At 60.9% G+C, this 19035-nt stretch carries 14 protein-coding genes; 5 read left to right on the top strand and 9 right to left on the bottom strand.

Going from position 1 to position 19035, the window contains the following annotated elements:
• Positions 1 to 17: 17 nt before the first annotated feature.
• The 5 genes from hisC to mtnA form a co-directional block, all read right to left on the bottom strand.
• On the bottom strand, positions 18 to 1130 hold the full coding sequence (gene hisC, locus BMZ10_RS09585) for a histidinol-phosphate transaminase (RefSeq protein ID WP_093460669.1): 1113 nt from the start codon (positions 1128 to 1130) through the stop codon (positions 18 to 20).
• A gap of 121 nt (positions 1131 to 1251) precedes the next feature.
• Positions 1252 to 2346, bottom strand: coding sequence for a prephenate dehydratase (gene pheA / locus BMZ10_RS09590; protein ID WP_093460671.1), 1095 nt, complete (start codon positions 2344 to 2346; stop codon positions 1252 to 1254).
• Positions 2346 to 3431 (bottom strand): 3-phosphoserine/phosphohydroxythreonine transaminase, encoded by a 1086-nt coding sequence (gene serC / locus BMZ10_RS09595; protein ID WP_093460673.1) that lies wholly within the window; start codon positions 3429 to 3431, stop codon positions 2346 to 2348. Before serC ends, pheA begins: the two co-directional genes overlap by 1 nt.
• Before the next feature lie 281 nt (positions 3432 to 3712).
• The gene (gene gyrA, locus BMZ10_RS09600) at positions 3713 to 6508 is read right to left on the bottom strand and encodes a DNA gyrase subunit A (protein ID WP_093460675.1); all 2796 of its coding nucleotides are present in this window, start codon (positions 6506 to 6508) and stop codon (positions 3713 to 3715) included.
• 304 nt (positions 6509 to 6812) lie between these two features.
• On the bottom strand, positions 6813 to 7889 hold the full coding sequence (mtnA, locus tag BMZ10_RS09605; protein ID WP_093460677.1) for an S-methyl-5-thioribose-1-phosphate isomerase: 1077 nt from the start codon (positions 7887 to 7889) through the stop codon (positions 6813 to 6815).
• 227 nt (positions 7890 to 8116) lie between these two features.
• Here mtnA and BMZ10_RS09610 point away from each other — a divergent pair, with 227 nt between their 5' ends.
• The 5 genes from BMZ10_RS09610 to BMZ10_RS09630 all read left to right on the top strand — a co-directional run bounded on the left by BMZ10_RS09610 (position 8117) and on the right by BMZ10_RS09630 (position 13002).
• Positions 8117 to 9445 carry a TRZ/ATZ family hydrolase gene (locus BMZ10_RS09610; protein ID WP_093460679.1) on the top strand — a complete coding sequence of 443 codons (1329 nt, stop codon included), beginning with the start codon at positions 8117 to 8119 and terminating at the stop codon, positions 9443 to 9445.
• 64 nt (positions 9446 to 9509) lie between these two features.
• On the top strand, positions 9510 to 10208 hold the full coding sequence (ubiG, locus tag BMZ10_RS09615; protein ID WP_093460681.1) for a bifunctional 2-polyprenyl-6-hydroxyphenol methylase/3-demethylubiquinol 3-O-methyltransferase UbiG: 699 nt from the start codon (positions 9510 to 9512) through the stop codon (positions 10206 to 10208).
• Positions 10209 to 10211: 3 nt separating this feature from the next.
• Complete coding sequence (gene mupP / locus BMZ10_RS09620) at positions 10212 to 10883, top strand: N-acetylmuramic acid 6-phosphate phosphatase MupP (RefSeq protein ID WP_093460683.1); 672 nt, start codon at positions 10212 to 10214, stop codon at positions 10881 to 10883.
• Between the two features lie 157 nt (positions 10884 to 11040).
• The gene (locus BMZ10_RS09625) at positions 11041 to 11787 is read left to right on the top strand and encodes a YciK family oxidoreductase (protein WP_093460686.1); all 747 of its coding nucleotides are present in this window, start codon (positions 11041 to 11043) and stop codon (positions 11785 to 11787) included.
• Between the two features lie 291 nt (positions 11788 to 12078).
• Positions 12079 to 13002, top strand: a complete 924-nt coding sequence (locus tag BMZ10_RS09630; RefSeq protein WP_093460688.1) for a GGDEF domain-containing protein — start codon at positions 12079 to 12081, stop codon at positions 13000 to 13002.
• A 4-nt stretch (positions 13003 to 13006) separates the two neighbouring features.
• Here BMZ10_RS09630 and BMZ10_RS09635 read toward each other — a convergent pair whose 3' ends face one another.
• The 4 genes from BMZ10_RS09635 to BMZ10_RS09650 all read right to left on the bottom strand — a co-directional run bounded on the left by BMZ10_RS09635 (position 13007) and on the right by BMZ10_RS09650 (position 19003).
• A complete protein-coding gene (locus BMZ10_RS09635) occupies positions 13007 to 13804 on the bottom strand; it encodes an iron-containing redox enzyme family protein (protein WP_093460691.1) in 798 nt (265 codons plus the stop codon).
• A gap of 36 nt (positions 13805 to 13840) precedes the next feature.
• Entirely contained in the window at positions 13841 to 16306 is a 2466-nt protein-coding gene (locus tag BMZ10_RS09640; protein ID WP_093460693.1) for an EAL domain-containing protein, read from the bottom strand.
• Between the two features lie 263 nt (positions 16307 to 16569).
• Positions 16570 to 18471, bottom strand: coding sequence for an ABC transporter ATP-binding protein (locus BMZ10_RS09645; protein ID WP_093460696.1), 1902 nt, complete (start codon positions 18469 to 18471; stop codon positions 16570 to 16572).
• The gene (locus BMZ10_RS09650; RefSeq protein WP_177182112.1) at positions 18401 to 19003 is read right to left on the bottom strand and encodes a DsbA family protein; all 603 of its coding nucleotides are present in this window, start codon (positions 19001 to 19003) and stop codon (positions 18401 to 18403) included. Before BMZ10_RS09650 ends, BMZ10_RS09645 begins: the two co-directional genes overlap by 71 nt.
• Between the last annotated feature and the right edge of the window lie 32 nt (positions 19004 to 19035).

Here is a 19035-nt window from a genome sequence, read left to right on the forward strand (position 1 = left end):
ATTGCGCCGAGATAACATCAACCACGCGCCAGAACCTTGCTCAACGCCTCGAGAAAACGGCTGTTTTCACTAGGCAGGCCAATGCTCACGCGCAGGTGATGAGGCATGCCATACCCTGCGATCGGACGCACGATCACGCCTTCGCGCAGCAGACCGTCGTACACCGGGGCGGCTTCGCGGGCGAGGTCGACCGCGATGAAGTTAGCTTTGGACGCGATCCAGTTCAGGCCCAACTGACGCAGGCCCTCTTCCATTTGCTGCATGCCCGCCTCGTTCAGCTGACGGCTTTGCGCCACATAGTCGGCGTCATCCAGTGCGGCACATGCGGCGGCCAGCGCCAGGCTGTTCACATTGAAGGGCTGACGAACACGATTCAGCACATCGGCCACCACCGGCGAGGACAGCGCGTAGCCGACCCGCAGCGACGCCAATCCATAGGCCTTGGAGAACGTGCGCGATACCAGCAGGTTCGGATAATCCGCCAGAAAATTCAGGCCGTCTGGCAACTCGGCGCCTTCGGCGTATTCGATGTAGGCCTCGTCCAGCACCACCAGAACGTCTTTCGGCACGTCAGCCAGGAAGGCAGCCAGAGCCTCCGGCCCGAACCAGGTGCCGGTCGGGTTGTTCGGATTGGCAATGAAGACGACGCGGGTGTTGCTGTCGATGGCCGCGAGCATGGCTGGCAGGTCGTGCCCCCAGTCCCTGGCTTTCGCCACGCGTGCATCCGCGCCCACTGCCTGGGTCACGATCGGGTAGATCGCAAAGGCGTGCTCGCTGAAGACAGCGTTCAGTCCGGGAGCGAGGTAGGCACGGGCAACGATCTCAAGGATGTCGTTGGAGCCATTGCCCAGCGTGACCTGATTCGGCGCGACGCCACAGACCTGCGACAGGCGTTTTTTCAGGTCGAAACCGTTGCCATCGGGGTAGCGGGTCAATTCTGCCAAGGCATCGCTGATCGCCCGCAGCGCCTTGGGGCTCGCGCCCATCGGGTTTTCGTTGCTGGCGAGCTTGATGATTCGAGCCGGATCGATATCCAGTTCACGGGCCAGTTCGTCCACCGGTTTGCCAGGGACGTATGGCGAAAGTTTTTGCACACCAGCCTGCGCCAGCGCGAGGAAGTCGCCGCTCATTTACCGCTATACCTCTTTATGAAACTTCAGTCCTGCAGGTTCGTCGTCGTGAAAGCCGACCCACCGAAGGCGACTTGAAAAATCGCCCCAGCACACGTCACGCGGTTTCAGGCCATGACTGTCAGAGAACCGCTTTCGGATAGGAACCCAGCACTTTGAGCGCCACGGCTTCCTGGCTGATCTGCTCCAGCACCGCCTTGATCAGCGGATCCCGGTGATGCCCTACGAAATCGATGAAGAACACGTAGGTCCATTTACCACTGCGCGAAGGCCGGGTCTCGATTCGGGTCAAGTCGATTCCATTTTGATGGAAAGGCACCAGCAGTTCATGCAACGCGCCAGGCTTGTTGCTCATCGACACGATGATCGAGGTTTTGTCGTCCCCGGTCGGCGGCACTTCCTGATTGCCGATCATCAGAAAGCGCGTCGAGTTGTCCGGACGGTCTTCGATTTTCTCGGCAATCCGGGTCAGGCCGTACAGACCAGCGGCCATGTCGCCGGCAATGGCGGCGGAATTCCACTCACCCTTGACCCGCTTCGCCGCCTCGGCATTGCTGGAAACAGCGACGCGCTCGACGTTGGGGTAATGCGCATCCAGCCATTTGCGGCATTGAGCCAGCGACTGTGCATGGGAATAGATGCGGCTGATGCTGTCGGTCTTGGTGTTCTCGCCCACCAGCAGGTGATGGTGAATACGCAGCTCGACTTCGCCACAGATCACCATGTCGTGCTCGAGGAAGCTGTCCAGCGTGTGGTTGACCGCGCCTTCGGTGGAGTTTTCCACCGGCACCACGCCGAAGTTGACCGCACCCGCGGCCACTTCACGGAATACCTCGTCGATGGCCGCCATCGGTTTGCTGATCACCGCATGACCGAAATGCTTGAGCGCGGCGGCTTGCGTGAACGTGCCCTCGGGCCCCAGGTAGGCAACCTTGAGCGGCTGTTCCAGCGCCAGGCAGGACGACATAATTTCGCGGAACAGACGCGCCATTTCTTCGTTGCTCAGCGGGCCGCGATTACGCTCCATGACGCGCTTGAGCACCGCAGCTTCCCGCTCCGGACGATAGAAAACGGGCTCCTCGCCTTCGGCAAGGTTAGCCATCTTGACCCGCGCCACTTCCTGCGCGCAGCGAGCGCGTTCGCTGATCAGCTCCAGAACCTTTTCGTCCAGGCTGTCGATACGAACCCGCAGCGCCTTGAGCTCTTGTTCCGACATCAGCCGTGTTCCTTCTCGAATTCGGTCATGTAGGCCACCAGTGCTTCGACGGCTTCCAGACCCAGTGCGTTGTAGATCGAGGCACGCATGCCGCCGACCGAACGGTGGCCCTTGAGGTTGAGCAGGTCACGCGCCTCGGCGCCAGCGAGGAAGGCCTTGTCCAGACGCTCGTCAGCCAGACGGAACGGCACGTTCATCCACGAACGGGCGTTATGGCTGATCGGGTTGGTATAGAACTCGCTGCTATCGATGAAGCCGTACAGGCGCTCTTTCTTGGCGCGGTTGCGCTGCTCCATCGCCTCGACGCCGCCCTGCTCCTTGAGCCACTCGAACACCAGGCCCGAGAGGTACCAGGAATAGGTCGCCGGCGTGTTGTACATGGAGCCGTTGTCGGCTGAAATCTTGTAGTTGAGCATGGTCGGGCAGCTGCTGCGCGCCTGACCGAGCAGGTCTTCGCGCACGATGACCACTACCAGGCCGCTCGGGCCGATGTTTTTCTGGGCACCGGCGTAAATCAGGCCGAACTGCGAGACATCGATCGGCCGCGAGAGAATGTCGGACGACATGTCGACCACCAGCGGGACGTCACCGGTCTGCGGCACCCAGTCGAACTGCAGGCCACCGATGGTCTCGTTGGAAGCGTAGTGAACGTACGCGGCATCTTTGGTCAGGTTCCACTCGTTCTGACCCGGAATGGCCAGGTAGTCGAACGGCTTGGCGCTGGCGGCGACGTTGACGTTGCCGAAACGACGAGCTTCCTCGATGGCCTTTTTCGACCAGATGCCGGTCTCGATGTAGTCAGCGGTGCCGTTTTCCGGCAGCAGGTTCAGCGGAATTTCCGCGAACTGCTGGCTGGCGCCACCTTGCAGGAACAGGATTTTGTAGTTGAAGGGAACGGACAGCAGCTCGCGCAGATCCTGCTCGGCCTTCTCGGCGATCGCTGTGTAATCGTCGCTGCGATGACTCATCTCCATCACTGACAAGCCTTTGCCGTGCCAATCCAGCATTTCGGCCTGGGCACGCTGCAAAACAGCATCAGGAAGCGCGGCAGGACCTGCGCAGAAGTTAAAGGCTCGCTTGCTCATATCCACTCTCGTCAGTAACGCATTTAATTTGAAACGGGTGAAAGCGTTGCGGGGCGGGGCTGCGGCGCATCAGGTGGATCGCATTCGTACAGATGCGGCCCTGACCGTCGTAACTCCGATTGCTCCTACAGGGTTCGCGTGTGCATCAGAGTCATGTTCTGACCGAGATCAACTGTAGGAGCAATCGGAGGTTAAGACGGTCGCGATGCGGTGCGTCTGACACACCCACATCACGACCACTCCAACCGGGGCCTGTCACCAGCCCCCCCCCCGCGTTTACATCAGTCTTGCGATTCTTCTTCGTCGGCAGCGCCGTCGGCTTGCAGATCGCCGGCAGACTCATCGACATCCGACAGGTCCGCGACCTCGCCGTCCACGATTTCGCCTTCGTACTCCTCGCCTTCCAGCACGTCGCCTTCAACCTCGGACGGCTCCTGAACGCGCTCAAGACCCACCAGTTTCTCGTCCTTGGCCAGCTTGATCAGGGTGACGCCCTGAGTGTTGCGGCCCAGACTCGAGACTTCGTCGACGCGAGTCCGAACCAGCGTGCCCTGGTCGGAAATCAGCATGATTTCCTCACCGTCCTGCACCTGAACCGCGCCGACCAGACGGCCGTTACGTTCGTTGCTGACCATGGCGATAACGCCCTGACCGCCACGCTTGTACTCAGGGAATTCGGTGATGGCGGTGCGCTTGCCATAACCACGCTCGGACGCGGTGAGGATCTCGCTGCCCTGCTCCGGAATCAGCATGGAAATCAGCTTCTGACCTTCTGGCAGACGCATGCCCCGCACGCCGCGAGCGGTACGGCCCATGGCACGGACTTCGGATTCCTTGAAGCGCGTGACCTTGCCGCCGTCGGAGAACAGCATGATTTCCTGCTCGCCGTCGGTAATGGCCGCGGAAATCAGGATGTCGCCTTCGTCCAGTTCCAGTGCGATCAAGCCGACGCTGCGCTGACGGCTGAAGGCCACCAGCGGGGTCTTCTTGACGGTACCGTTGGCGGTCGACATGAAGATGAACGGTGCCTTCTTCTTGTCTGCGGCCTTGATACGCGCCTTGCGCTCTTCTTCGGTTTCGTTGCTGTTCTCGATGTCTTCAGCGTCGGTCTCGACACCTTCTGCCTCTTCCTCGTCAGCCCGCTTGCGCATGGCTTCCAGGTCGACCGGCAGCATGGTGGTGATGTATTCGCCTTCGCTCAACGGCAGCAGGTTGACCAGCGGACGACCACGGGCAGCGCGGGACGCTTCCGGAATCTCGTAGGTCTTGAGCCAGTAAACCTTGCCCTTGCTGGAGAACATCAACAGTGTGGTGTGGCTGTTGGCGACCAGCAGATGAGCGATGTAGTCCTCATCCTTGACGCCGGTCGCCGACTTGCCTTTGCCGCCGCGACGCTGAGCCTGATAGACGGCCAGCGGCTGAGTCTTGGCATAACCACCGTGAGAGATGGTCACGACGCGCTCTTCTTCCGGGATCATGTCGCCCAGCGTCAGGTCCAGACGCGCATCGAGAATTTCGGTGCGACGCACGTCGCCGTACTCGGCGCGGATCAGCTCCAGCTCTTCGCGGATGACTTCCATCAGGCGCGTGGAGCTGTTGAGGATGCGGATCAGCTCGCCGATCTGCGTCAGGATTTCCTGGTACTCGGTGAGCAGCTTTTCGTGTTCCAGACCGGTCAGACGGTGCAGGCGCAGTTCCAGAATCGCCTGGGCCTGTTCCGGCGACAGGAAATACTTGCCGTCACGCAGGCCGTATTGCGGATCGAGGTTTTCCGGACGGGACGACTCGGCGCCTGCGCGCTCGACCATCTCCACCACGGCGCTCGATTCCCACGGCGTGTTGATCAGGCCTTCCTTAGCTTCGGCCGGCGTCGGCGACGCCTTGATCAGCTCGATGACCGGGTCGATGTTCGACAGCGCGACGGCCTGGCCTTCGAGGATGTGGCCGCGCTCGCGGGCCTTGCGCAGTTCGAACACGGTGCGACGGGTAACGACTTCGCGGCGGTGACGGATGAAGGCTTCGAGCAGGTCCTTGAGGTTGAGGATCCGCGGACGGCCGTCGATCAACGCAACGATGTTGATGCCGAACACGCTTTGCAGCTGGGTCTGGGCGTAGAGGTTGTTGAGGATGACCTCAGGCACTTCGCCACGACGCAGCTCGATAACCACACGCATACCGTCTTTGTCGGACTCGTCGCGCAGTTCGGTGATGCCTTCGAGCTTTTTCTCTTTGACCAGCTCGGCGATCTTCTCGATCAGACGCGCCTTGTTCAGCTGATACGGCAGCTCGGTGATGACGATCTGCTGGCGGCCGCCGACCTTGTCGATGTCCTCGACGATGGAGCGGGCGCGCATATAGATGCGGCCACGACCGGTCTTGTAGGCTTCGACGATACCGGCACGACCGTTGATGATGCCAGCAGTCGGGAAATCAGGGCCGGGGATGTACTGCATCAACTCGTCGACGGTCAGGTCGTTGTTGTCGATGAGGGCCAGGCAACCGTCGATGACTTCACCGAGGTTGTGCGGCGGAATGTTGGTCGCCATGCCGACGGCGATACCGCTGGAACCGTTGACCAGCAGGTTGGGAATCCGGGTCGGCATGACCGCAGGGATCTGCTCGGTGCCGTCATAGTTGGGCACCCAGTCGACGGTTTCTTTGTGCAGGTCGGCCAGCAGCTCATGGGCCAGCTTGGTCATGCGCACTTCGGTGTATCGCATGGCCGCGGCGTTATCGCCGTCCACCGAACCGAAGTTGCCCTGGCCGTCTACCAGCAGGTAACGCAGGGAAAAGGGTTGCGCCATACGCACGATGGTGTCGTAGACCGCGGTGTCACCATGCGGGTGATATTTACCGATGACGTCACCGACCACACGGGCGGATTTCTTGTACGGCTTGTTCCAGTCGTTACCCAGTTCGCTCATTGCGTACAGTACACGCCGGTGCACGGGCTTCAAGCCGTCGCGCGCATCGGGCAGAGCTCGTCCGACGATGACGCTCATCGCGTAGTCGAGGTAGGACTGCTTCAGCTCGTCTTCGATATTGACCGGGAGGATTTCTTTGGCCAGTTCGCCCATGAGAAGCCTGATTCCTTTTTCTGGTGAAACCTCGTTCAGCCATCCGGGATGAACGAAGCTCGCCGCCGCCGACAATTGTCAGGCGACGACTTACGACAAATCAGCGATTTATGCCTTGGATTTGCGCAGTAAAGAGGGCCGCAATGCGCCCCCTTGGAAACCGCCGGATGTTACCACAATCGCCGTCAGGCACGAAGTCTTTGAAGGCGCTGAAAACGAGCCATTTCGCCAGCAGACGCCTGAGACGCGCTTACAGGGCCCGATAGCGCCTTCGCAGCGCTCGCCATTACCTGGAAGCCGGCGATCAGTGCAGACGCTTGCGGCACATCAATTGCGCCATTTTCACCGTATCGGGCCGCTCGACGATGCCCTTTTCAGTGACGATCGCGTCGATCAGATCTGCCGGGGTGACGTCGAACACCGGGTTGAATGCATCGACGTCGGCACCGACGCGCTGACCGCCGACCTCGAGCAGCTCTCGACCGTCGCGCTCTTCGATGGGGATGTCTTCACCGCTGGGCAGGTTCATGTCGATGGTCGAACTGGGCGCAACCACCATGAAACGCACGCCGTGATGCATGGCCGCAACGGCCAGCTGGTAAGTGCCGATCTTGTTCGCCACGTCACCATTGGCGGTGATGCGATCGGCACCGACGATGACCCAGGTGATGCCTTTGGTCTTCATCAGGTGCGCAGCGGCTGAGTCCGCGTTCAGCGTGACCGGGATGCCTTCGTTGACCAGTTCCCAGGCGGTCAGCCGCGAGCCTTGCAGCCACGGGCGGGTTTCGTCGGCGTACACGCGCTCGATCATGCCTTCTATATGGGCAGCGCGGATCACGCCCAGCGCCGTGCCGAAACCGCCGGTCGCCAGCGCGCCGGTGTTGCAGTGGGTCAGTACGGTCTGCAGATTGCCCTGATGCTTGCGGATCAGTTCGGCACCCAACTGCGCCATGGTCAGGTTGGCCTCGCGATCGCTCAGGTGAATGGCGACAGCCTCGGCCTCCATTGCCGCACGCGGGTCTTCGTGGTCTTTGAGGCGATAGAGACGCTCGCGCATGCGATTGAGCGCCCAGAACAGATTTACCGCCGTGGGCCGGGAGTTGGCCAGCAGGTCGAAATCCTCCTCCAGCGCCATCTGCCAGTCGCCGCCGGCCGCCAGACGGTCGACCACCGCCAGCACAATGCCGTACGCCGCGCTGATGCCGATGGCGGGCGCGCCGCGCACTACCATCGAACGGATCGCCTCGGCGACGCCGGCGGCGCTCTTATAGGGATGCCAGGTTTCTTCGAACGGCAGAATCCGCTGATCCAGCAGAAACAGCGTGCCGTCCCGCCAATCGATGGCCTTCACCTTCTCCGCAGCCAGTAATCGATCGCGCATTGCACACCCCACATGATGAATTGTTGAAGACCTGAGGAACCGTTGCCCGCGCCGCCTTGTCGGTGACAGTACCCTGGCAACCGTGAGCACGCTCACTTCCTCAGGACTGCATGGCCCAGGAATCAAATAGCCAGCAGCTGAAAAAGCCGCCGATTATAGCGAGCCGCCCGCCAAGACGCTCGGGTATACTTCGCCGTCCCTGTAATAAGCCATTGGATGCTCGCGCCATGCCTCAGTCCGCTGCCCCGCTCGACCTTCTTCTCCTGCCTGACTGGCTGGTACCGGTCGAACCCGCAGGCGTCGTGCTGCAACAGCACGGTATCGGCATCCGTGATGGCCTGATCGCTTATATCGGGCCCCGCGCCGAGGCGCTGCGCCAGGAGGCCCGGGAAGTGCGCGAGCTGCCCGGCATGCTGCTCAGCCCTGGCCTGATCAACGCTCATGGTCACGCCGCGATGACGCTGTTCCGCGGCCTGGCGGACGATCTCCCACTGATGACCTGGTTGCAGGACCATATCTGGCCGGCCGAGGGCAAATGGGTAGATGAAGCTTTCGTACGCGACGGCACCGATCTGGCCATTGCCGAGCAGTTGAAGGGCGGTATCACTTGTTTCTCCGATATGTATTTCTACCCGAAAGTCGCCTGCGAGCGCGTGCACAACAGTGGCATTCGGGCACAAATCACGGTGCCGGTGCTGGATTTCCCGATACCCGGCGCACGCAATACTGACGAAGCGCTGCACATCGGCGTCGAGCTGTTCAACGATCTGGCCCATCACGATCGCATCCGAATCGCCATGGGCCCGCACGCGCCCTACACCGTCAGCGATGAAAACCTGGAGAAGATCCGGGTGATCGCCGACGAACTGGACGCCATGATCCACATGCACGTGCACGAGACCGCCTTCGAAGTGCAGGAAGCCGTGCAACAACGCGGCGAACGTCCACTGGCCCGGCTGCAACGCCTGGGTCTGCTGGGGCCGCGCTTTCAAGCGGTGCACATGACCCAGATCAGCGATGAAGATCTGGCGATGCTGGTGGAAAGCAACTCCAGTGTGATCCATTGCCCTGAATCGAATCTCAAGCTGGCCAGTGGCTTCTGCCCGGTCGAGCGTCTGTGGCAGGCCGGCGTCAACGTAGCGGTGGGCACCGATGGCGCCGCCAGCAACAACGATCTGGACCTGCTCGGGGAGACCCGCACCGCCGCCCTGCTCGCCAAAGCCGTCGCGGGCTCCGCCACGGCGCTGGATGCTCATAGGGCCTTGCGCATGGCCACACTCAACGGCGCTCGCGCCTTGGGCATCGACGATCACACCGGTTCGCTGCAGATCGGCAAGGCCGCCGACATCGTCGCCTTCGACCTGTCGGGGCTGGCGCAGCAGCCGATCTACGACCCGGTCTCGCAACTCATCTACGCCACCGGTCGCGACTGTGTCAGCCACGTGTGGGTCGCGGGCAAACAGTTGCTCGCCGACAAGCGTCTGACGCGCATGGACGAAGAAGCGCTGACACGCACCGCCAAAGCCTGGGGCAATCGCATCGCCGCCAAGGGCTGACTTTCTGCAGTCACGGCCGCTGGCCGGGACCGAACATCGAATTCAAGTTTTAGAGGGATCACACATGAGCAACGTCGACCACGCCGAAATCGCAAAATTCGAAGCCCTGGCTCACCGCTGGTGGGATCGCAACAGCGAGTTCAAGCCACTGCACGACATCAATCCGCTGCGGGTGAACTGGATTGACGAGCGCGTGAACCTGGCCGGCAAGAAAGTTTTGGACGTCGGCTGCGGCGGCGGCATTCTCAGCGAGGCCATGGCATTGCGCGGAGCAACCGTGACCGGCATCGACATGGGCGAAGCGCCGCTGGCCGTGGCCCAGCTGCATCAGCTCGAATCCGGCGTGAACGTGGAGTACCGGCAGATCACTGCCGAGGCGCTCGCCGAAGAAATGCCTGAGCAGTTCGATGTGGTGACGTGCCTGGAAATGCTCGAACACGTACCGGACCCGTCGTCGGTCATCCGCGCCTGCTACAAGATGGTCAAACCGGGTGGCCAGGTGTTTTTCTCCACCATCAACCGCAATCCCAAGGCCTATCTGTTTGCCATCATCGGCGCCGAGTACATCATGAATCTGCTGCCGCGCGGCACTCATGATTTCAAGAAATTCATCCGTCCCTCCGAGCTGGGTGCCTGGAGCCGCAGCGCCGGGCTTGAGGTCAAGGACATCATCGGCCTGACCTACAACCCGCTGACCAAGCATTACAAACTGGCTTCGGACGTCGACGTCAATTACATGATCCAGACATTGCGGGGAGCCTGAATCATGCGCCTGAGAGCAGTTCTATTCGATATGGACGGCACTCTTCTCGACACCGCGCCGGATTTCATCGCGATCTGTCAGGCGATGCTTGCCGAGCGCGGCTTTCCGGCGGTGGAAGACAAACTGATCCGCGACGAGATTTCCGGCGGCGCCAGGGCCATGGTGTCGGCGACGTTCGCAATGCCGCCGAGCGAGCCTGAGTTCGAAGCGCTGCGTCTGGAGTTTCTCGAGCGCTACCAGAAGGATTGCGCGGTGCACAGCAAGCTCTTCGATGGCATGGCGGAGCTGTTGGCGGACATCGAGAAGTCGAACCTGATCTGGGGCGTGGTGACCAACAAGCCTGTGCGTTTCGCCCAACCGATCATGGAACAGTTGAAACTGGCCGAGCGTTCCGCAGTGCTCATCTGTCCGGACCACGTGACCAAAAGCAAGCCGGACCCGGAGCCCTTGCTGCTTGCCTGCAAGATGCTGGATCTGGACCCGGCCAGCGTCTTGTTCGTCGGCGACGATCTGCGCGACATCGAATCCGGGCGCGATGCCGGGACCAGGACGGCTGCCGTGCGCTACGGCTACATTCATCCCCACGACAACCCCGATCACTGGGGCGCTGATGTGGTGGTGAACCACCCGCTGGAGCTGCGGCGGGTGCTGGATAATGCGTTGTGCAGTTGCTGAACCAAACGCGGCGTCTGTAGGAGCGCGCTTGCCCGCGATTGCGGTTTATCAGTGACATTGATGGTGAACCGTCCATCGCCTTCGCGGGCAAGCGCGTTCCTGCAATGCTCTTCATATCCTCGCCACCGCGTTCGGTATCCCTAAAAATGGAGCCCCCATGTTCAACTATTCCGCCCGCCCCGAACTGCTCAAGGACCGTATCATTCTGGTGACCGGCGCTGGCCGGGGCATCGGTGCCGCGGCGGCCAGGACCTACGCAGCCCATGGCGCAACCGTGCTGTTGCTGGGCAAGACCGAGTCGAACCTGACGGCGGTCTACGACGAAATCGAAGCGGCGGGATATCCGCAACCCGCAGTCATTCCGTTCAATCTGGAAACAGCCCTGCCCCATCAATATGACGAGCTGGCGGCGATGATCGAAGGCGAGTTCGGGCGCCTTGACGGGCTGTTGCACAACGCGTCGATCATCGGCCCGAGAACGCCCATCGAACAGCTGTCCGGCGAGCATTTCATGCGGGTGATGCACATCAACGTCAACGCCACGTTCATGCTGACGGCCGCGCTGTTGCCGCTGCTCAAGCTGTCGCGAGACGCCTCGGTGGTGTTCACCTCCAGCAGCGTCGGGCGCAAGGGACGTGCGTACTGGGGCGCTTACGGGGTGTCGAAGTTCGCCACGGAAGGGCTGATGCAGACCCTGGCCGATGAGGTCGAGGGCGTCACGGCGATACGCGCCAACAGCATCAATCCGGGTGCCACGCGCACCGACATGCGAGCGCAGGCGTATCCGGCAGAAGACCCGATGAAAAATCCGACGCCAGAGCAAATCATGCCGGTGTACCTGTACCTGATGGGCGCGGACAGCGTCGGCATCAACGGCCAGGCCTTCGACGCACAACAGAAGTGATCCGCGCTGTTCGCTCGCCAGCTTGCAGGGCACGGCTTGCGCGCCCCGCAAGAACATCGCAGCACTCAAAACCTGTCTGCCTTTCATCTGCTGGCGGTTTTCCGTCGCCCCTTGCTGGTCCATGCGCGGCTAAACCGGTAGCTTAGCCAATTCCAAGGCGCCGACGATGTGCGAATCGTTGACCAAACGTGCCAACTACTTGATTTTATTGATATTTATTCCCAGCAGGCGAATTGGCACGACTTTCGCTCCGGTGAATCCAAGCCCGATGAGAGGCGCAGGAGCGAAAACATGAGTTTTCCGACAAGAACCAACGCCATTGATTTCGACAGTGCACGGCTTCAACGCCATGGCTTCATGCCAACGCACTCCCCTGCGCAACCGCTGGATTACGAGCAGCTGCAGCGTCAGCTTGGCCTGCAACTGCAGACCAGCCTCGAAGCGGACAAGATTCTCTCGATCTTCTTCGACCAGGTGCAGCAACTCATTCCGCTCGATGCGCTGAGGTACAAGCACCTGGGGACAGATTTGCGCCTGGAACTGGGTGAACGCGCGCGGCACGGCGCCAGCTACTGCATGACCCACGAGGGTGAGCAGATGGGCGAGGTGACGTTCCATCGCGACCGCCGCTTCAGAGAGCAGGAGTTGACCCAACTGGAATCGCTGCTCACCCACCTGCTGTACCCGCTGCGCAACGCATTGCTGTATCGCAATGCCAGCCTGAGCGCCCTGCGCGACCCGCTGACCGGCGCTGGCAACCGCATTGCCATGGAGCAGTCCCTGACCCGTGAAGTGGAAGTCGCCCGACGCCAGCAGCAGCCGCTGTCGGTGCTGATGCTCGACATCGACCATTTCAAAGTCATCAATGACACCCACGGCCACGCCACCGGCGATGCAGTGCTGCGGGCGGTGACGGACACGGTCAAGGACCGGCTGCGCAACATCGATCAGGTGTTCCGTTTCGGCGGGGAAGAATTTCTCATCGTGCTGACCAATACCGGTCGCGAATCGGCCGCGCTGGTCGGCGAACGCCTGCGCAATGCTGCGCTCAGGCTGACCTACCCAGTGAATGACCGGACGGTCGAACTGACGGTGAGTCTGGGCTGCTCGACGCTGCTGCCTGGCGAATCCTGCGACAGCATGCTCAGACGCGCCGACACGGCCCTGTACGCGGCAAAGCGCCAGGGCCGTAACCGCCTCGAAATGGCGGGCTGAAGGTTTAGACGCCGAGCGCGAACCGACGCTCGCGCAGCGGTGCGTTGGACTCCTGCGGTCGCTCCTGAACCATACAGCGCTCAAGGAACAGGTACATGTACTCGTAGCTCTTGCAGATCGCCATTCTCAGGTCCGCCTGCAGCTGCTCGCTGGGATTGTTGCCGGCCAGCGTGCAGATGATTTCCAGCGCTTCCCAGGGATGGGCGTCGTCGTACTGTGCATGCATCTTCAACCACTTCATTGCCCGCTTGCGCTGATCCGGCGGGAACATATCTGCGTAGGTCTCTTGCGAGCACACCACAGCGGACCATTCGCCAGTGGCGCCTTCAATCGCATAGTTGGTCGCGGCAATCGCGACGACCAGCGAATCGGAGGAGCAACTGTGCCAGCACCAGTGGCTCAGCGCATGCAGTTCCGAAGGCACACGTTGCGCCTGCAGGTCTTCAAGCGTGACCCCGTGCGCGGCACTCCAGTTTACCCAGTAATCGGCATGATTGAGTTCGACCCGAATATTGCGCATCAACCAGCGACGCGCCATGTCTTCTCCCGGGTGTCGGGCGAAACGGGTTTTGGTCAGGTTGTGTGCCATGTAGACCGCGAACTGTTCCACCACCGGCCAGCCACCAATCAAATACTGGCGCATGGTTTTCGAACTGAGCCGCCCATCTCTCATACGTTGATAAAGTTCATGCCCTACCACTCTTTCCTTGGCGTCGCTGCAATCCTTGATCAATTGCTGCGCCCAGGCGGGGTAACTGCTGGCATCCATCAGCGGACCGGTTCTTATGAACATATCGATCACTATGTAGCTCCTTATTTGATGTTGCATCGGTGCCATTCAGCGAAAAGTCCCGGGTGCGCTGAATAACATGGGGGTCTGCCTCGCGGGCCGTGCGTGCAGACATTCGCAGGTGAATAATTGCGGTCGCTCGATAACATACCCCTGAGCGTAGTCCACACCGATTTCCAATAATGCCTGCTCTATCTGAGGGCTTTCGACGAACTCGGCGATCGTCTGCTTGCCCATTACGTGCCCGATATGGTTGATCACTTCCACCATCGCCCGGTTGACCGGATCGTCGAGCATGTCCTTTACGAAACTGCCATCAATCTTCAGGAAGTCCACAGGCAAATGCTTCAAGTAAGCGAATGACGACATGCCTGCACAGAAGTCATCCAGCGAAAAACGGCAACCCAGACTTTTGAGCTCGTTGATAAACCGAATGGCACTGCCCAGATTGGCAATTGCACTGGTTTCGGTGATTTCAAAACAGATAAGTTCAGGGGGTATTGCGTAGATCTGGAACTGCTGTCGCAAATATTCGAGAAAGGCGTCGTCACCGATGCTGGTGCCGGACAAGTTGATCGCACAGACCGCCAGCGGGCCGTGACGATGATTGCTGGTCAGGCAGTCGGCGATGATCTTGAAGACGTTTTGCACCACCCAACGGTCAAGGGTGGTCATCATGCCATAACGCTCGGCGGCCGGGATGAAGCTGTCAGGCAGGATCATGCGTCCTGACTCGTCACGCAGACGCAGTAGTATTTCGATGTGCCCTGTGCCCTGCCCCGCTTCACGCCCCAATGCCGCGATTTCCTGGGAGTACAGACAGAAGCGGTTGTCCTCGAGGGCCATGTGCAGCCGTTGAATCCAGGCCATCTCGCCGAAACGCGTGGAGAGTTCGGAATCGTCGTCGTGATAGATCTGTACGCGGTTGCGGCCTTTTTCCTTGGCCATGTAGCAGGCCATGTCGGCCGAGCGCAGCGACGCTTCCAGCGTCATCGGCGCCTGAGATATGTGAACCAGCCCGATGCTGACGGTGGTCACGAATGGCCGACCCTTCCAGACGAAGTGAAGGCTCTCGACGGTTTCACGCAGCCCCTCGGCAATCTGCTCGGCGGCGTCGGGCGCGCAGTGCTCAAGGAGCACCCCGAACTCGTCTCCACCCAGCCGTGCCAGCGTGTCGCCCTCGCGGATGCCTTGTTGCAACAGAGTGCAAATGTGCCGCAGCAATTCGTCCCCGGCCGCGTGGCCGCTGGTGTCGTTGACCAGTTTGAATTGGTCCAGGTCCAGGAACATCAAGGTGTGGTGACCGGGCTGTCGGGCCAGCCCGGTGAGCGCAAGCTCAAGGCGATATTCGAACTCCCGGCGATTGGCCAGGCCGGTCAGGGCATCGTGGGTCGCCTGCCACGACAGATTCGCAATGTATTGACGCTCCTGCGTCATGTCATGAAGCACCAACACCGCGCCGCTGACCTTGCCTTCGGTGCGTATCGGTGAGCCCACCAGGGCCACCGACACCGTGCTGCCGTCCAGGCGCTGAATCACCCGGGAGTTTTCACTGCCGCCTCCCAGCTTGCCGCTGAGCATGTGTTCAAGCAGCGTCGAGCTGTCTTTCTGGTCGTTTTCGTCGATGAGGTTGAACAGCGCCGCGAGAGGCAATCCTGCTGCCTGCTCGTTTTTCCAGTGTGTCAGCTGTTCGGCGGCAGGGTTCATGTAGGCAATGGCGCCGTCGACGCCGGTGGTGATGACGCCGTCGCCGATGGACTCAAGCGTGATCTGCGCCCGGTCCTTTTCGGTCTGCAGGGCCGTGGCGAAAGCATGCCGTTGCTCCAGCAGTTTATGCGTGCGCAGCAATGCAAGAATGATCAGGCAGACGGCGGTCGCCAGATTGACCACCAGCAGGATTCGCAGGATGACCCGAGAGCCCTCGCCCAGCGCATCGCTAAACGCCGTCGCGGCCGGCGTGACGCCTTCGTTGATCGCGTTGATGCGCTGACGCCATGCCAGCACATCGCCGTTGGTCACGTCACCTTCGAGGATGCGCCCGTGCATTTCCCGCGCGACCTCATCGAGCTGCACCAGGTAGTTGTCACCGATCTTCCACAGATCGATGGCCTTCTCCAGATAGCTGAAATGACGGAAATTCAGGTAGAGCCAGATGATGCTTTTAGCGTCATCGGGATGGTTTCCGCCCTGCAGAATGCCGGCTGTGGCGCGCGGGATGTCGGGAACAGGCTGATCCATGGCGATCCGCAGATCATGACCGCCCTGCGGGATGGCGATGGCCTGCTGATATTTCAGGTAATTGATCTCATCGCGGCTGTTGGCGTAGAGGTTGAGGTAATAGATGGCGTCCTTCTGGCCCTTGGACCAGAGGCTCTCCCCGCCGACGTAACTGCGCACCGCCGACATCATATAAAGGCTGACGCAGCCGAGCAGCGCCTGTAGAAGCACTACGGCGATAAATGGCCACACGATACCCAGAAGACGTGGCTTCTCGAGAATCCGCTTTTGCTTCATGGTGTCCCTTTCATCAGCACTGCCAGATACTCACTTCTGCGATCCAGACTACCTTTCTGAAACCGGAGAACTCGGCTAATTCCACGATGCAGCGGGCGATTCTACGCCTTTGCGCCGCTCCATCCAGACGGCTCCCAAAGACGTAAATATGACGCTTTCCACACGTCGGTTACGCACAGAGGTCTAGCGTAGCCCAAGAATTGACGGATTCCACTGGCGATACGCCATTTGCAAAAAGCAGGGATAAAAACCGACAGGATGTATTACACCTGCTGCAGGTGCCCATACAAACGGGCATAAAGACCGCCGTCGGCGATCAACTGCTGATGATCGCCGTCTTCAGCGATGCTGCCGCCGTCGAACACCAGCACTCGGTCGGCCTGCTTAACGGCGGAGAGACGATGAGCAATGATCAGCGTGGTACGACCGCTGAGAAAGCGGTTCAGCGCCTGATGAAGATTGTATTCGGTGGCGGCGTCCAGAGCGGACGTTGCCTCATCGAGAATCACCACTTTGGGGTCGGACAGGACCATGCGTGCAATCGCCAGACGCTGGCGTTGACCGCCGGACAGTCGCACCCCGGAGCGGCCGACGACGCTGTCCAGCCCCCGAGGCAGCGCACGTATGGTCGCGTCCAGCTGGGCGATTTCCAGCGCCTGCCAGCAGGCGTCGTCGTCACGCTCTCGCCCCATCAGCAGATTGGCGCGCACCGTGTCGTTGAACAGCGCGGGATGTTGCAGCACCACTGCGACGTTCTCGCGCACTGTGTCCAGGCCGATCTCTTGCAAGCTCGCGCCGCCAAAACGGATGGTCCCGGCCTTGGCGCTGTACAGCCCCAACAGCAGTTGCACGAGCGTGCTTTTGCCACCACCGCTGGCACCGACGATGGCCACCTTCTCGCCAGGGCTGATGGAGAGGTCGAGCTGGTCGAGCACCCGTTCGTCGTTGTACCCAAAACACAGGCCGCGTACGTCGATGCTGACCGTTTCGCGACCCAGGAATGGGTTGACCTGCCCTTCATACTGCGGCTCATCGGCGCGGGCCAGCAGCTCATTGATGCGCGTCAACGCACCGCCCGCGGCATAGAACGCGTATTGCAGGTTCAGCAACTGTTCGACGGGGCCGATCATGAACCACAGGTAACTGAACACCGCGAGCATGTGGCCGATGGACAGGTCGGAAAACAGCACCGTGAGCATGGCCGCCGCCCGGAAGATATCGATGCCGAACTGGAACAGCAGGCCACTGGCGCGGCCTGACGCGTCGCTTTTCCATTGCGAAGACACGGCGTAATCGCGGACTTCCCGGGCACGCAATCCGAGCAAGCCCAGAAAATGCCCCTGGCGATTACTGGCGCGGACTTCCTGTATCGCGTCCAGGGTTTCCGTCAGCGCCTGGGTGAAGCGCGAGGTGCTGTCGTTCTCGAGTTTTTTCAGGTGTTTGACGCGCTTGCCCAGCTTCACCGTGGCGAACACCACCAACGGATTGAACAGCAGAATCAGCAGCGCCAATTGCCAGTGCATCCACACCAGAATCGCGGCAGTGCCGGTCAGTGTCAGCATCGCCACGAGAAACTTGCTGAGCGTTTCCCCGACGAATTTATCCACCGTGTCCAGATCGGTGACCAGATGCGCAGTCACCGTGCCACTGCCCAGGCTTTCATATTCGCTCAGCGAAATCCGCTTCAACCGCTCGATCAGCCGCGTGCGGATGCGGTAGACGATGTCCTTGGCCAGCCCCGCGAACAGCCGTGCCTGAATCACGTTGAACAGCAGCGCGCCGAGGCGCAGACACAGCGTCGCCCCCAGCATCAGGCCGATATAGCCCACCGGTTTGTGCAGGCTCTCGGGCAGGAACTGGTTCATGAAGACCAGCGCGCCATTGCCCTTGCCCAGTAAAACTTCATCCACGAGCAAGGGCAGCAACAGGGGAATCGGCACCGAGCAGAGGACGGCCAGAACGGCGACGCCATTGGCGATCCACAGCGCTTTTTTGTGCTGCAGGGCCAGACGCCGGATCTGCGCCCAACTCAGGCGGTCGACGTGCGCCAGTGAATCATCCGGCGCTTGAGGGCGGTGTTCGATCTCGGCAGGTTCACGCACTGGCGGCGCGCTCCAGCCAGCGGCTGAGCAACGGCGCCAGTTCGTCCAGCGATTGATAGCCATTGGTCAGCAACGCCAATTGACCATTGCGCTCGGCCAGCATCGTCGGGAAACCGGCGATCCCTAGGTCCTGCACCCAGGAAAAATCCGAAGCGGTGGCCGCGCGCTGCTCGGCGCTGTCGAACGCATCGGCGAACTCGATACGCGGCAGACCGGCGGTTTCAGCGAGTTCCGCCAGCACCGACGCCTGAGTGACGTCGCGGCCTTCGAGGTAAAAAGCCTGCTGAATCAATTTGACCAGTTTCCAGGCGATGTCCGGCGCCAGGCTACGGGCGGCGACGATGGCGCGGCACGCAGGCTCGGTGTCGTAGACAAAGCCGTCGGGCAGCGCGCCGTCGAACTTGAATGACTGCCCGGTGGTGTTCTGCACCGCCTGCCAGTGTTCGAGAATGTAGCGTCGGGTCGACGGCTCAAGCGACGCGCCGCTGCCAGTGCGCAATCCGCCGACCACCAGATGCAACGGCAGGCCCGCGGCCCTCGCCTGCTCGACCAGTGCTTCGGCGACCGGGGCGAATCCCCAGCACCAGGAGCACATCGGGTCCATCACGTAGAGCAGGCGGGCATGCA

Source organism: Pseudomonas sp. NFR16, assembly GCF_900108875.1.
GTDB lineage: Bacteria > Pseudomonadota > Gammaproteobacteria > Pseudomonadales > Pseudomonadaceae > Aquipseudomonas.